Annotated in this window: 9 protein-coding genes; 3 read left to right on the top strand and 6 right to left on the bottom strand. The window is 39.7% G+C overall.

The features are described from left to right. Positions 1 to 10 precede the first annotated feature (10 nt). Positions 11 to 1,255 carry an LlaJI family restriction endonuclease gene (locus IRQ78_RS13380; protein ID WP_194442468.1) on the top strand — a complete coding sequence of 415 codons (1,245 nt, stop codon included), beginning with the start codon at positions 11 to 13 and terminating at the stop codon, positions 1,253 to 1,255. Between the two features lie 43 nt (positions 1,256 to 1,298). On the opposite strand, the gene IRQ78_RS13375 is transcribed toward IRQ78_RS13380, so the two are convergent. From IRQ78_RS13375 to IRQ78_RS13365, 3 genes are all read right to left on the bottom strand, one after another. Next, positions 1,299 to 2,432, bottom strand: coding sequence for a response regulator (locus IRQ78_RS13375; RefSeq protein WP_194442467.1), 1,134 nt, complete (start codon positions 2,430 to 2,432; stop codon positions 1,299 to 1,301). Positions 2,433 to 2,434: 2 nt separating this feature from the next. Next, positions 2,435 to 4,642: a sensor histidine kinase gene (locus IRQ78_RS20760; RefSeq protein ID WP_194442466.1), complete on the bottom strand. Its 2,208-nt coding sequence runs from the start codon at positions 4,640 to 4,642 to the stop codon at positions 2,435 to 2,437. Between the two features lie 74 nt (positions 4,643 to 4,716). Continuing rightward, a complete protein-coding gene (locus tag IRQ78_RS13365) occupies positions 4,717 to 5,055 on the bottom strand; it encodes a hypothetical protein (protein WP_194442465.1) in 339 nt (112 codons plus the stop codon). 209 nt (positions 5,056 to 5,264) lie between these two features. Between IRQ78_RS13365 and ylqF the strand changes: the two genes are divergently transcribed. Next, positions 5,265 to 6,218 carry a ribosome biogenesis GTPase YlqF gene (gene ylqF, locus IRQ78_RS13360; protein WP_138558098.1) on the top strand — a complete coding sequence of 318 codons (954 nt, stop codon included), beginning with the start codon at positions 5,265 to 5,267 and terminating at the stop codon, positions 6,216 to 6,218. Between the two features lie 727 nt (positions 6,219 to 6,945). After that, the gene (locus tag IRQ78_RS13355) at positions 6,946 to 10,395 is read left to right on the top strand and encodes a PAS domain-containing hybrid sensor histidine kinase/response regulator (RefSeq protein ID WP_138599096.1); all 3,450 of its coding nucleotides are present in this window, start codon (positions 6,946 to 6,948) and stop codon (positions 10,393 to 10,395) included. Here IRQ78_RS13355 and IRQ78_RS13350 read toward each other — a convergent pair. The 3 genes from IRQ78_RS13350 to IRQ78_RS13340 all read right to left on the bottom strand — a co-directional run bounded on the left by IRQ78_RS13350 (position 10,392) and on the right by IRQ78_RS13340 (position 16,207). Beyond that, on the bottom strand, positions 10,392 to 13,364 hold the full coding sequence (locus tag IRQ78_RS13350; RefSeq protein ID WP_194442464.1) for a DUF3857 domain-containing transglutaminase family protein: 2,973 nt from the start codon (positions 13,362 to 13,364) through the stop codon (positions 10,392 to 10,394). The two genes, IRQ78_RS13355 and IRQ78_RS13350, sit on opposite strands and share 4 nt — an antisense overlap. Before the next feature lie 185 nt (positions 13,365 to 13,549). Continuing rightward, positions 13,550 to 14,830 (bottom strand): sensor histidine kinase, encoded by a 1,281-nt coding sequence (locus tag IRQ78_RS13345; protein WP_138599094.1) that lies wholly within the window; start codon positions 14,828 to 14,830, stop codon positions 13,550 to 13,552. Next, entirely contained in the window at positions 14,831 to 16,207 is a 1,377-nt protein-coding gene (locus IRQ78_RS13340) for a sigma-54-dependent transcriptional regulator (protein WP_138599093.1), read from the bottom strand. Between the last annotated feature and the right edge of the window lie 38 nt (positions 16,208 to 16,245).

Here is a 16,245-nt window from a genome sequence, read left to right as displayed (position 1 = left end):
GTAATTAAAAATGCGTAAATTACACCTATTTGAAGACAGGCAAAGTATTGTAAAAGCAATGCCCAAGAAGTTAGTTCAAAAACTGGATCAACTAGGGCTTCTTTACAGTAATAAGCAAAAAGTAATGTTTTGTGGCTTAATTAGCTTTGATGATCAAATTGCAGTGTTCCTTCCACGGAACAGTGATTTTGTAGAAGCTGATGAATTAAGTCAAAAGGAGGTATGTGCGACACTTTTGAAGGCACTGAAGCGTTATTTAGATAACAAAGACAACGCTATAAATGCTGATGAATTAATTGATGAAGGGGTATATGGAAAAGAGTACTTAGGTTTAATATTTGCCTTATTTGAAGACTACTTCAACAATGGTCTATTTACACGTCGAGTAACCGAGAGGAAGGTAAACTCAGGTAAAATAGATTGGAACCGTACTATTAAGCAATCTATACCATATATGTCAGGTGACAGTCCTGTTTATTTAGAGTTAGCTGGTTCTATCAAACGCGTATACTCTAATTGTGAAACTGCGAGGATCCATGCTGAAATCTTACGCAAGTTAGATCAAAAAATTGGGTGGTTAATTAATGTTGATGGAGCTATAACTAGACAGCTTATCGATGTTCCTGCCTCATTACTGAATAATGATGCTAAGCTTTATCACCTGAATAATGAGCTAACAAGAGCATATTCAGATCGCGATATTTATCTCATTAAACAGTTAATAAGTTATCTTAAATTAGAAAGTATGTCTCAGCAAAGTGACTTTTCTATTGGTGTAAAAAGGTTTGAAGGCATGTGGGAACATATGCTGTCAAAAACACTGAAAGACGTATTTCCTATTAACAAAAAGCTAGCTAAGCCTGTATATAAAATAAATGGTGAATTGAAGCTAGCTAGTAGGAAAGGACAAAGAACCGATATAGTGCTTAGAGATCCTAAAACTGGTGACTTCACTGTTATTGATGCTAAATATTACTCTGCAAAAAGCATTGAGACGGCTCCAGGATGGCCTGATTTAGTTAAGCAATTTTTCTACGCTAGGGCTGTGAAATCAATATATCCTGAGAGCAATGTCTCTAATATGTTTATTTTCCCTGGTAAGAATGGACCAATTGAATCTGCACAAATGGCTGAGCCAACTAAGTGCGAGATTCAAGAGGAAAACTTGCTTGATGAATATCCTGTGATCTCTTGTCTTTTTCACTGCCCAACAAAAATTCTATCGATATACATATCAGATAGATACATTAATTAACAGCTACGGTACACTTCTAATGTACCGTAGCTGTTTATGGATTTTATTCAGGCTTTAATATATTTTTGTATTTACCTATTAAAATGCTCTTATCGAGATCCGGTTGTCCTTGCCTCGCCATGTACGATGAAAACCTAGACTGAATATCTTTCAAAAAAATACCTGCCACTGTAGCTTCCCTATTGAACTCTTGATATTCGTTAACTTCAATGGTTTCGATATTTTGGAAGTCAATTAATTTGGCATTTAGATCACTATACTCTGGTAAAAGAGCATATTTATCTCTTTGCCCTTTGACTATTTCCCCTATGATTTTTTCAATCGTTTTTGCTGGATCATGTGCTTTAATAATTCCCTTTTCTAAAAATGATTCTCTCAAAACAGGTATTAATGGAGCTAGTATTACTTTGTTAGCGTTTATTTTTAACGTGCCATCTTCATTAACTTTTCTTACGGCAACATCACATGCTGGTGAGATATTAATAAAATGCTTATTGTTTTGGCTAATAATATCACCAGTAGCTATATGTTTTTGTATAGGAGGTTTAATGTAATACTCTGCTGGGTGGAAATACCTTGACTCCCCATCACTATACTCTGCCAAATACTCACTCAAATGACTCAAAGCATACCTTAAAAGGGTTTTTTCTGAACTTTGTTCGGTTGTTGAGGCGATATTCTTGTAGTCATTTGCAAGGTGCTCCCAAAAAATCTTTTTTAAATGCTCTTCGATCAAACCTCTTCCACCAAGAATTTTAGTAATCCCAGTTTTAAAAATTTCTTTTAATTCTTTCAATATTTCAGCATATTGAACATCGTCATCACGATTGTATGAGGTAATGAATGGGCTAGGATAATTTACTATGTCATCATCTAGGTTGCCTAAATTACCGGACACGATAAAAATAGGAAATCTATGCTGCTCTAAAACTCTTCTAATTACTTTGTTCCCTGATGCTTGATTATTTTCTTCACCTTCAAGGTTTAAGTCGATTATTGCACCATCAAACTTTTCAGAAGATATTTGTTGAAGCGCATTATCGGAATTTTTCTCTCTAGTGATCTCTATTCTTATTTTATCAGTATCGTCTTCATTTAGTTCTTCGATTGCATCTGTGTATAAGTCATATTGATCATTATCATCTTCCACGATTAAAAGCTTTAATTTTTGTATCATAATTATTCTTCCAAGTTGAATGTTAGTTCAAAACATGCCCCACGTTCTAAACTTTGAGCAGAAATGCTACCGCCCATTCTTTTCATTGACTCACCTGCTAGGGCTAAGCCTAAGCCTGTGCCCTTTTGGTCTGGCCGCATACTGTAGTTAGGCTCAAAAATAAGCTCTAAATTATTACCTTCAAACCCAGGGCCATTATCAATAAACTCAACAAAAACTTTGTTATGTTCTTGATAAATATCGACAGATATTAGCTTTTCATCTTGGTCTTTTAACCAATAAATACTATTTTCTAATAAATTTGAGAAAACAGTCATGATATCAAAGTCATAGCCTTTTATTTCAATATCATTACTTGGTGAGTTGATTTTATAGACAATATTTTCAGACTTAAGCTCTGATTGAAAAATATCAAAGCATTCAGATACTTGATCAACTAAGTTATAGCTTTTTACAGAGCCTTTTCTTACTCTTGCCAAAGGCTCTATTCGCTTAAATAGTTTTGTAAGTCCTTTAGTGTGTTCTTTAACAGACTGTGAACGTTTTCTGAGCTTCTCCTCAAGAATATTATCATGTTCCTGTCCTAACTTGTGTGCCCAACTTGTTATTCTAGGAACTGTCTCGGAAATATATTTAATATGTTTCCGGCCTTCATGTAGAAGAACGTGAGTAATTTTACCTAGAGATGCTTGTCCTTGATAAGTTGCAATAGTCTCTTTGATTTTTCTAAGATATTCTGACTTTTTCTCACTATCCGATTCTAGTTCTTTGCTTACAACTTTTTCGACAGTTAAAAGGTTTCCATGAGATAAGCCATGCTTTAATAATTGAGTGGATATTCGCTTTTTAATTGATGAAAAGTCGAAAAGCTCCTCGAGCTCGGCATCAACAGCACCTGTTTTGAAATACTTAGATGTTAGACGCCTATACTGACTTCGTCTTGCTTCTAATTCATTTAAAACTACTTTTACAGAGTGGATAAGGCCAAAATAGTAATTGTTTTCTACAAGCCCATCTCGTGCACTTTTCTCTTCTAAACCAGAGCTTTCTTCAGAACGGATATATACCAAACCAATGATTTGATTATGCCCGACTTTATTTGATTGCTGTACTCTTCGCTTATCTAAGTCTAGCCAATCAAATGAAGGATCGCCGTATGGTCTGATCCGAAATTGTTCTCTGTAAAGGCCAACGCCGTATGTTTCGTCTAAAATTTTACGAGCATCTTGTTTGCCAACAAACTCTCCAGTATCAGGATCTTTTAAGCCCCGCTTTATGATATTGTCAATATTGCTTGGGTCTCTGTCATAAACTCTAAGGTCAATAAATATTTCACCGGGCCTATTTTGGTTTTCTTTTCTAGAGATTGGAATGTTAACTTCTATTTTTTCTAGGCCTAAGTTTGGTAAATTCTGATTTTCAAAATATAGAGTAGCGTTTCCCTTTGAACTAATTTTACCTGAAATTTTATAGTCATAAACTGAGAGAATTGGGAAGGGTTTTAAGTTAATAGTTCTTGATGCGTACCGAGGATTCGGGAAGTTTAGGAATTCAAGAGTCATCGAGAAACTATCATGAGATATTTCGTAACCCTGTTGTTCAGCTGCTTTATAGACCTCTTCAGGTGATAAAAGGTTTCTAAGTTCAGTAAGGAGCTTTTGTATTTGTTTATCATTCCAAATGTCGTTAACAACCTTTTCAGTAACATTCTTTTTGATAACTTTTATAGATGTTCCGTTTTTTTTGTCCGTATCAGTTTCTTTAACTTCAAGTTTAAATTGGTCCAAAAACTCAACTTCAGCTAGCTTTTTCATATCAAGCTTGAGGTATGTTTTTTTACCGTCTTGAACTGAGCTTAGGATTATTATGTCTCCTAAGATAGAGGCAGCAAATCGACCAATACCTTTTCTTCCTTGTAAAGCTCGATTCTTTGAGCTCTTTTTTCTTAATAATTTATCATCTGTTGCTGGGACTAACCATTTATTTACGATGGTGTCTAAGCTCATGCCATGACCTTGATCAATTACCTCAATAATGAGGTTTGCCTTTTCATTGTCATAGTTAAATTTAATACTCGCATCCGGTGAGTCTGCGTCATATGCATTTTTAACGAGCTCTACAATAGCTGCATAACTATCTTTTACTAAATCTTGGCCAATGGTTCTTAATAAGCGAGCAGCAGGCCTTATACTTTTTGTTAATGTAGTCATAAAAATCCAGCAAAATCCTTTGATTAAAATTGATACTACAAGTTATTGCTTCTAAAGTCTTCTCGGGAAAATATTTAATTTGAAGTTGAGATTACACCCAGTGATAGAAAAAGTACTCCTAACTCATGAAAGTTGTCATACTCTAGAAGTTTGGCTCTGGTACTATTATAAATTTCAGGCTCTTCCGCACTCCCTTCATTAATAGCTTCAATAACTGTATATCGCGTTGTATTCTCTTCTCTTTGCTCTTCATCAGCATAATCAACCCAAAGTACATAATACTGTTCACCTACATTAAAATAAAAGCTTGGACAAACATCATTGTGCCAGCTTTTATCTATTAGGTATGGATGCTCTTTTAAATCAAAGCCTAAATCAAAGTCTCGACCAAATTCTTGTTTATATAAACTCATTTTTGCCCCTCTTAAAATTTAAATGATATTTTTATTTGTTCGTATTTACTCTTGATTGTTAGGTTTAGGAGTAAAGTAAACTTTTAAATAATCCTACTCAATGTAGTAAACTACCCATATTAGCTAAGTACTAATAGCATATCTTTACTTTTAGTACCCACATTAGTACCCATGGCCAAGGGCCTGAAAATAAAGGTAATATAAATCAAATGAGTAGAGCAGGAATACAGTGGTTCCCGGGTCACATGAACAAAGCCCGAAACGAAATTAAAGAAATCATGCCACAGATGGATGTGATCATTGAGGTACTTGATGCCCGTATTCCTTACAGTAGTGAAAACCCAATGGTTACTGCGCTGCGTGGCGACAAGCCGGTGATCAAAATCATGAACAAGGCGGACTTGGCTGATCCTAAGTTAACGCAAGCTTGGAAAGACTACTTTGAGCAGCAAAGTGGTGTGAAAGCGATTGATTTTGGTAATGATAAAGCGGGTGAAGTGCACCGTATTAATGAGCTTTGTAAAAAGTTAGTGCCGCATAAAGTAGGCGCTGATAAACAAATTAAAGCCATGATCATGGGTATTCCAAACGTTGGTAAATCAACTCTTATTAATACCTTGGCCGGCCGTATCGTGGCAAAAACAGGTAATGAACCTGCGGTAACCAAAGCGCAGCAACGTATTAAGCTTGACGATGGCATTATGCTTTACGACACGCCAGGTATGTTATGGCCTAAAGTAGAGAACGAAAACTCTGGTTATCGTTTAGGGGCAACTGGTGCAATTCGTGATACCGCTATCGACTACGAAGAAGTGGCAAGTTACACCGCTGAATATTTACTGCATGCATACCCAGAGCTTTTAAAAAGCCGCTATAAAATTGATGAGCTACCAGAGTCTGACTGGGAGTTTGTTGAAATGGCAGGTAAAAAGCGTGGTTGTATCCGCGGTGGTAATCAAATCGATACTTACAAAATGTCTGAAATTCTTATCAACGAATTACGCGATGGCATTATTGGTCGTATTACCATGGAAACACCGGCCATGCGTGAAGAAGAAGAGCAAATGGTTGCACAGCTTCGCGCTGCTGCAGAGGCGAAAAAAGCCGCTAAAGAAGAAGAGAAAAAACAACGCCGTGCACGTGCACGTAAGAACCGTCGATAAAGTTAACGCATTAACTTTTAGACATAAAAAAAGCCCTGCAAGGGCTTTTTTAGTTTCATATCTACCGTCACCGATATGAGCAATGTAGCAAGTAAAATAAGTAGGGTCGCTTATATGTCGCCAATATCAAGGGGCGTTGCGATTAGCAACATATAAGCTAAAGCTTTAACGTGGCGACACGCGTTTCTGGGGAGAAACAAATTCAATCTCAACAAGTCATCATACTTCGCTTGGCTTGTTGAGATTAATTATCAATTAGGTTTGTGATGCTGTCAATACTTTTTTGAAAATAATTCTCATTTAGTTTTATTGCAGGTTTTGTACGAATTTCAGACATAAAAAAAGCCCTGTAAGGGCTTTTTGAGTTTCATATCTACCGTCACCGATATGAGCAATGTAGCAAGTAAAATAGTAGGGCGATCACCTGTTGCCAATATCAAGGGGCGTTGCGATTAGCAACAGGCGATCTTAGCTTTATCGTGGGCCACACGTGTTTCAGGGTCGAGAAACAAATCAGTTTATTCCGAACAAGTACTTTATCGTCTTGTTGATAGTGATTATCAATTAGATTTACATGTCTGTCAACACTCAATTGAAAATAATTCTCATTTCTTTGTGTTTGTTTTTTAAACTTCCGTAATACAATGCATTAGCACTAAAGTTAGGCTGTAAATTACGTGCAATAAAAACTATGCTGGGGCTATAACAATTAAAATAATCACATGCGATGTTCTCAATTTGGTCAATAAGCCTTCTTGCAATTGTATACCTGGCAATTTTATTTGCGGTTGCAGGCTGGGCTGATAAAAGAAAAGTATTGCCTTTTAAAGGCTTAACCTATGGTTTATCACTTGGGGTGTATTGCACCTCTTGGGCGTTCTTTGGCACCACAGCACAAGCTGCATACAACGGTTGGTGGTTGGCTCCGACCTATGCAGGCACTATCTTGTTATTCATTTTTGGCTGGCAAGTCTATTGCCGCATAGCGCATATTTGTCGGCAGCAAAAAATAACCTCAATGGCAGATTTTATTGCGACCCGATATGGTCAATCGTCGAGTTTGTCTGGGCTCATTTCATTGATTTCAGTGATTGCCATTGTGCCCTATATCTCTTTACAGCTAAGTGCAACTGCACAAAGTATCAACTTACTTACCGACCGTGCTGCCACACAAAGCCATGAAGTATGGGCCGACAGTACTTTTTACATCACGATTGTATTGGCACTGTTTGCTATTTTATTCGGCGCGAGGCGGTTAAAGCCCAGCGAACATAATCCTGGTTTGATTGCCAGTATAGCCTTTGAATCTGTGGTTAAATTATTGGCGTTTTTAGCGGTGGGTTTGTATGTGTGCTTTGCTTTATTCGACAGCCCTGTGGCACTGTTTGAAAAAGCGCATGACCTAAATATTGATCAGCAAGTGGCTGCCACACAAAGTCCAACCTATGTGTATGTTGCTCATACTTTGCTTGGTATTTTGGCGACCTTATGTTTGCCAAGACAATTCCACATGAGCTTTATCGAAAAAAATAACGATAAAGAGCTGGCCTCGGCGCGTTGGCTATTTCCGATTTACCTCTTACTTATTAACCTGTTTATTCTACCGATTGCATACGCCGGATTAATTTACTTTCAAGGTCAAAAAGTCGGCTACGACACCTTTGTATTGGCTTTACCTATGGCAGCTGATGATGCCTTTGTGGCGTTATTAGCCTTTTTAGGTGGCTTTTCAGCGGCAACAAGTATGGTAATAGTGTCATCAATTGTGCTTTCAGTGATGATCACTAATGACTTTATTAACCAATTTATTTTACGCCGCTCGCAACTTACATCGAGCAGTCGCGGGCTTGATAAAAATAACCTATTACATGCACGTAAAATCGTTATCGTATTGATTTTATTGCTAAGCTATTTCACTCACCGAGTGCTGGGCGAAAGTACAACCCTTGCCAATGTGGGTTTGATGTCGTTCACCTTAGTCGCGCAATTTTCGCCAGCCATGATTATAGGCTTATGGTGGCGACAAGCATCGTGTCGCGGTGCGCAATTAGGGATTTTAAGCGGTTTTATTATTTGGGGTTATACACTTTTACTACCGAATATCGCCGGAGGTTTAGGAAGCGATAGTTTATGGCTTGTAAATGGACCTTGGGGAATAAGCTGGTTAGCGCCAACCGACTTATTCTCATTAGGCATGGAAAGCATTAGCCAAGCTTTATTGCTATCGCTAGGTGCGAACTGTTTAGTGTATTTCTTAGTACCGTTATTTAGTCGAGCAACCTTAGCTGAACGCTTGCAGAGCAATAAGTTTGTGTCGCAGCTTAGTGATTCTCGAGTGAGTAATCATCTACAGCCTTTGAGTTACCATGATCTAGGTGCACTATTGCAACGATTTGCCGAAAAAGAAGCGGCACAGTCTTTGGTAAATCATTACTTTCCGGATGATAAAAGTAAGTGGAAACGTCCTGCCAATGTTGAGTTAGAACTATTAGTTGAGCGTGAGATGTCTGCGGTGATCGGCGGCGCATCGGCACGGCTTATTTTAGATGTGGCTAAGAATGAGCAGCGCCAGCCTCTAGAGCAGGTTGCTGAGTTTGTTGACGAAGCAAGCCAAGTGCTTAAATTTAATCGTGACTTACTGCAATCAACAATCGAAAATATTCAACAAGGGATCAGTGTAGTTGATAGTGAGCTGCGCTTGGTAGCTTGGAACCAAGGCTACAAAAACATGTTCGCCTACCCAGATGATGCGCTTTACATAGGCCGCCCGGTTGCCGACATTATTCGTTTTAATGCCGAACGCGGTTTATTTAGCGGCGAGAGCATGACCAGCGAAGTTGAAAAACGCTTAGCCTATTTACGCCAAGGCAGCGCTTATAAATACCAGCGCTCGCACAATGATGGTCGCGTGTTTGAAATGCAAGGTAACCCACTGCCAGGTGGCGGCTTTGTAACAACCTATACCGACATCACCGAGTTCGTAAAACAACAAAAAGCGTTAACCGAAGCCAATGTTAGCCTTGAAGAAAAAGTCGCAGCACGCACCTTAGCATTGACTCAAGCAAACCAAGAGTTGTCGATGGCAAAGCAAGTGGCGGAGCAAGCAACGGTCAGTAAAACGCGCTTTTTTGCCGCTGCTAGCCATGATTTACTGCAACCTTTCAATGCTGCGAGCTTGTTTTGTTCTTTAATGAATGAAAAAGCCCAAGACACCGAACTTAAAGAGCTGGCGATGAATATTAAGAATTCATTGGGCAGCGCCGAAGAGTTATTATCGAGTATTTTAGAGTTAACTAAGCTCGATTCGGGCTCGTTTAAAGTACAAATGAGCGAGTTTGCTGCCAGCTCGTTGGTTGAACCATTGCGTAATGACTACGAAGCCCTTGCCCGCGAAAAAGGCTTAAAGTTTATTATTGAAACCTGCGATGTGCGCTTGCATACCGACAAAGCACTGCTGCGACGAGTGCTGCGTAACCTTTTGAGTAATGCGATTCGTTATACTGAGCAAGGTGAAGTGCGCTTAAAAATGCAGTACGACGATGATCATGTATCCTTTATTGTTGAAGACACAGGGATTGGGATTGCATCGAGCGATCAACAAACTATTTTCCAAGAGTTTAAACAGCTTGGTGCAAAGCCAAGCGCCGAGGGGTTAGGCTTAGGGTTGGCAATCACTAAACGTATATGTGACTTACTTAAAATACCCTTAGTGATGGGGTCTGAACTTGGTAAAGGCACGCAATTTACCCTTACCCTGCCTTGTAGAGTGAGTACTGCGCCTGCGCAAGCGAAAGGCGCTGAGGCATCACAAGAAACAGAGCTGGGGCAATTGCGTATTTGGTTGCTTGATAACGACCGCAACGTGTTAGAGGCATTAAAGCAGCTACTCGAAAATTGGGGCTGTGAAATTTCAATAGCCACTAACTTAGCGGAGCTTGAGCAGTTAAAGGCAAGTCAAGCCCTGCCGCAATTGTTGATTATTGATTATCAGCTTGATGATGGAGTAACGGGACTTGAAGTGATTGAGCAAGCGGCACTAACACGCTTACCAGCCATCGTTAATACCGCGAATCATGATGAAGGCATACGCGAGTTAGTGCTCGATGCGGGCTATCCATTGCTTTATAAGCCTCTGAAAGCGCCCGCCTTAAAACGCATGATTAAGCGACTGACTTAATCTGCGTTTTGCTCAGTTGCTAAGGTTGACTCTTTGAGGCGTTGCTTAACCTTGGCAACAAAGCGTCTATCTAGGTCGTCTTCATTGCTTAAGAATAAAAGCATCTCATTACCGTCATGATCAATAACGGTAAGTGAAGATGTTGTTAGAGGACTTTTTGCATAGTCTGCTTTCACTTCTTTTATTTCATTAAAGTAGAGCAGATCTTTTTCAATTACACCTTGTTCATTTTTCCAGTAACTAAAAAGCGTATTTTTCGTCATGCCATTGCCATCATCTCTGAAATCAAAAAATGCATCGCTATAAAAATACTCCACATTTTCATCACTAGGCATAATCTCTTGACGCTTTAAAAAGTTAACCTGATAAGACCAAAGTTTGTCACCTGTAACTATGGTTGAATTAGGCAATAAGTATAATTCAGCAATTAGCCCATAAAGTAGTAAAGGCGTCGCGAATACAGAAATTAGCAGCTGTCTTGCACGCCATTTTGAGTTGTACTCTAACGCATCTTTAGGTTGGTTAAGGTTTTGAATGTAGTTAACAATTGGTAGCCACAATAAAGGAATGATTAAGAATAGCCACATACCATAGTCACCTAGTGAACTTGCTATTTCACATACAATAATCATTAGCCAAATTACAAAAGCAACCGCAGTTGGTAATATTTTATTTTTGTTAAAGGTTTGTTCGCTATGTTTTATAAGTTGAAGAAACAGTGCAAAAAAGAATAAAGGCGCAAAAATACCTCGGGCAATGGGCATCATATGGCTGTTTTGTTGCTGCTTAATAAACTTCCAATTGCGATAACTCCAGTAATTAATAAATATGCCCAAGCTGAATAAACTATAAAGGTAAAATTTACTGTTGCTTACAGGGTAAAACTGCACACCTTCAAATTCTGGACGTTTTCGAACTTCAAAACGCCAAGCCGCGATGAAAAAGATGATTGCCGCTAAGTAACTTAAAATAAAAACGCTATACCAGTTGGTTTCGTCATCTACTGGTGTGGTTGTGGCCCTATTTGTGCCGTATTTAATGATGCCGTAATGGGTCGCGTTATTGAGTTTTTTGCGCTCGCTTAGGTAAAGGTCTATTTGATCGGCTGGAATATGATCCTGCTTAGCACTGTAATCAAAGTATAAGGTCAACACTGAGTCTTTAAATGTTACGCGCTTTTCGAGATGAAAAAATGGGTTGTCGATCGTGACTTGCTCATCATCAAACTGCCAATTAGAGTCCGTAAACGTAACCTTTATGGTTGTTTCGATATTATTTGGGTAACGAAACCACATTGGTGCATTGTTTCGCTCTCGCTGCTCCGGCTTATAAACTGAGTTTTGAATTTCACTGGCGTAAAAGTCGTTTTGAAAATCATTACCCTCAGGTCGCCAAAAGTTATCAATAGTATAGTGCTCATTGGTAATTAGCTGACCGGTGTCCTCTGGGGATTCAACTAGCATAGGTTTGGCAGTTTTTAAGCCTTTGTAGGTATCTTGATAATATTCGCGGTAATCATCTTCTATGCTTTTTAAGCTGTTTTTAGCGATTGAACTGCGGCGGCTAATTGCTTCAAAGTCACCGTATTTATATTGAGTTGAGAAACTAACTGGCTCATCAATACCTTCTGGGATCTGATAATTATCAAAAACCTGTATGCGTTTTAGGGCAGGCTCAGTGAACATATCCGTAAAGCCTGTTTCACCTTGTTTAATTATTAACGCTACATCGTAGTTCGGTTGAGCTAAATTTTCTAAATCGCCGCGTTGATACGAAATGGTCGGATCAAGCCAATATCGTTTACCTTGATGCTCTAAGGTGACAATGACATGGTCAAACAAGCTAGGAGAGACCGGTAAGCTGGCAGTACGTTTTCTGTCTTCGGTGTTAACTAAAGCTGGATGAGCCTCTACGCCGAGCGCTTTAAGTAAAGAAATGAGCAAGACGGTTTTGTCTTTACAGTCGCCATAGCGCAGTGCCAAGGTTTCTGATGCAGGAGTAGGCTGGTGCGAGTTGGTGCCCATTTCTAGGCCTAAATAACGTACTTCGTCTTGGCTAAAGCGCAGGGCTGCAACAATTTGAGACTCTAAATCGATATGTTGAAACTTAATTTGACGGGCAATTGTTTCAATAGCAGGGCTTACTTCGATGGCCGACTGGTACAAAGGTAACGACCAATTGATCACCTCTTGCCAATTATTTACTTCAGAGAAATACACTTCCTTGTAAGGTGAATACCAATGCGGTACTTCGCTTGCAGAGCTAAGGGTCGGCTCATTGTGTTGGCTAATTTGGTAGTCAAAACCCGTATCGAGCTTGGTTTTAGTAACTGGTGACTCGCCATTCATAAAGTTAATATATAAGGGCGTAGGCTTTTGCCACTTTACCCGCATAAATTGCTGCACTATCGGCACCGACCAGTTTAGTGTGCGCATGGTGCTGAAGTGTTGATAAACCGGATTACTCCCCGAAACCGTATAGCTGTAATCTAAAATATCCATGACCCGCATATCATCAATAATGACATTTAGGCTTAAGGTGCCATTGTATATACGACTTGCTAAGTCAGTCTCGCGTTGTAACACCTGTAGCTCGGCACTATTTAGTTTATCTATATATTGGCCGTCACGAATGATGCCTAAACTATTGAGCGTAAGAGATTGATAATTTGGGTCAAAATCAATATTCAGCTGGCTAATATAATCAACCCCAGACTGATTGACCGCTTGCATTACAGTACGATTAAAGCGTTGCTGTGGGGCTTGCTCAGATACCTGAAGCTGAGTGTCGAGCATCAGGTAGAAAGTCCCGTCTCGTATTTGGTCTCGAGGAATCTCAGGGGTGAGTAACTTATGTTGTTTTACCCAGTTAGCTGCGGGCGCAACTTGATACTCTTCTGCGGCTGCAAAGCAGCTCACAAAGAATAAAAAAACAGCCAGTAGCTTAAGTTGTAAGTGCATCCATTTCATTGTTATTTTCTAATTACGTTTAGCTTTATATGACAAATTACTGAATTTCGCTGCATGAGCCAAATAAAATTCACTATTTAGGGCTTTTTTAATTTGGCTCATATAAATGCCTAGAAAATGGCGCTGAAGTTTTGCTTTTTATTTAGGTTTATCTAAGCGTGTGAAAGCCACATTTGTAAAATAAGTTAGCAGGGCACAGTAATTATAGCTTGTGTGCCTTGCTGGGGTTTTGAATTTATCGATAACTCAAAACCTTGGTTGCGCACAAGTTCTCGGGTGATCACAAGCCCGATGCCTGTGCCATTTGCTTTGGTTGAGTAAAATGGTACGAACAAGTTATCGGGGTTTTGAATACCACAACCTTGGTCGCTAATTGCAATATTTAAGTTATCACCTTGCCTTGACCAAGTGAGGGTTGGGGCAGAATTGCTGCCTGCTTCAAAGGCATTTTTTATCAAGTTGATCAATGCTTGTTCTAGCTGACCAAAGTCGGCATTAACATGTAACTCTTCGCTGCTATTTATTACTAGTTCAGGAAAGATAGCGTTTAAACGTGTGTTTAGTTGCTCGCTACTGATTGTTTGTTTTTGTGCGGGTGGTAGCTTGGCAAATGCACTGTAACTGGCTACAAAATCAAGCAAGTGTTGAGCGCGTTTTTCTATTACTTGCAGCATATCTTGGGCGAGATCATCGTGACTGCTAATTTGTCCTTGGCGCTTGAGGGTTTGCAATGATTGACTCATTGAATAAATCGGCGTGAGTGAGTTACGTACTTCATGATTCAACACGCGAATTAAACGTTGCCAAACAAGTTGTTCGTTATCGCGAAGCTGTTGCTCAATTGAAAAGAAGGTTAGTAATTCAAAGTTTCTGCCGGTCCGCCAAAAAGTCTGCGATGAGATTTGAAAGCGTTGTTTAAACAGTGAGTCACTGTTTTGTTGCCATTCGCCATCATGCAGTGCAATGCCTAAGTCGCTGGCCGATTTACCTTCAATCTGGCGATGACTAATACTGTTGATAAACGCCTTATTACTAAAGTAAATCAAGCCATGGGGGTCTAGTATAACGATGGGTAAGTCCAGCATGCTGGCAAACTCAAAAACAAACTCTTCTGTTTGCATATAATGGCGTTTGTTCTTGGCTATTTTATTGCTGAGCTTGGCAAAATCTTGCTTAAGCGCTGCGACTCGTCCACTTTGATAAGACGCTAAATGCCAACTATTACTTTCGTCATTTGCCAGTGCATCTAGTTGCAGGCCAAAGCGTTCAACCACATCGGTGATCGCACGGTAGCTTTTAATTAAAGCAAAAGCGCTTATCCCGATAAACGGCAATAATAGGCTGATACTGGCAAACAAATCTAGTTCTAAGCTGAGCGAAAGGGCAATACCAAGTGCTAATAGCACCGCTATAACCATATAAAAATAGCGTCGAACACGCTGCTCTAACGACAACTTGCTACTCATTTAGCGTTCTACTTCTTTTAAATCGAGCTGATGTTTATCAATGCGACGATAAATAGCTGATTTACTTAATCCTAAAAACTCTCCTGCGGCGATAACATTGCCATTAAATTGCAGCAGTGCTTTTTGAATCATCTGTTTTTCAAGCTCTTCAAGGGGCAATAGTGGCAAAGCTTGTTCTGCATTACTATTTGTTTGCTCGCAACTTGGTTGATCTAAAATGAGGTCATTGGCTTGAACATTGTTGTTATCGCTCATGATCACCGCGCGTTCAATGCAGTGACTTAGCTCACGAATATTACCAGGCCAGCTGTAATTTTTTAGCGCGTTTAGGGCATCAGGACTTAGCGCCATATTCGCTCGTTGGTATTTTTTACCATGCACTAACAACAAGTGTTCTGCCAAGGGAGCGATGTCGTCTTTTCTGTCGCGAAGCGGTGGAATGTGTAGTTCAATGGTATTGAGTCTAAATAATAAGTCACGGCGGAATTCACCCTGCTCAATGGTCGTAGCTAATTCACTATTGGTGGCAGAAATAATCCGAACATCCGCGGTTTTGGTTTGGCTTGAGCCTAGCACTTCGAATTCTTTGCTTTCTAGCACACGGAGCATTTTACTTTGCAGCTCAAGGCTTAAAGTCGCAATTTCATCTAAAAATAAAGTACCGCCTTCGGCAATTTCAAAACGCCCTAGGCGGTCTTCTTTGGCATCAGTAAAAGAACCTTTCTTATGGCCAAATAATTCGCTTTCGAATAGCGTTGGCGCAATGGCGCCAACATTCACGCTGACATAGCGTTTATCAGCTCTGAGTGAATGCTGGTGAATATAATGTGCTAATAAGCTTTTGCCAGTGCCATTTTCGCCGGTAATTAAAATGCTGGCATCGGTTTTAGCTGCGCGCTCAGCTTTGGCAAGCAACAGCTGCATGATTTCTGATTGAGCTATGTAATGTGCTTCTGTGTCACTGGTTAGCGCCTTTAAGCACGCGTTGTCGTGATTACTTTGCTTGAGCTTGAGTTGTTGTTGCACAACGGCGGTTAAGCGTAAGTTATTCCATGGCTTTTCAACAAAGTCGACAGCCCCTAATTGCATGGCTTTAACAGCGACATCAATGCTGGCCCATGCGGTCATGACAATGACAGGTATGGTCGAACCTAATTGATTTAGTTGCTTTAAAAAGCGTAACCCTTCTTCACCTGAGGTCGTGTCGAGCTTGTAGTTCATATCAAGCAAAATCAGGCTAATGTGCTCCGATTTTAATAATTCAAGGGCATGTTCAGGGCCTTCGGCCTCAAGGCAATGTAAGCCCAGTTGTTGTAATGCAACAGTAGCAGCCAGACGCACATCAGCTTGATCGTCTATGACTAAGATTTTGTCCATGATGTTTTCTTATTATCCTGTTGAGGTGGCTTAAATTT

Source organism: Pseudoalteromonas simplex (genome assembly GCF_015278155.1).
Classification (GTDB): domain Bacteria; phylum Pseudomonadota; class Gammaproteobacteria; order Enterobacterales; family Alteromonadaceae; genus Pseudoalteromonas; species Pseudoalteromonas simplex.
Note: the sequence above shows the minus strand (reverse complement) of the source record. Positions and strands in the feature narration are given on the sequence as shown.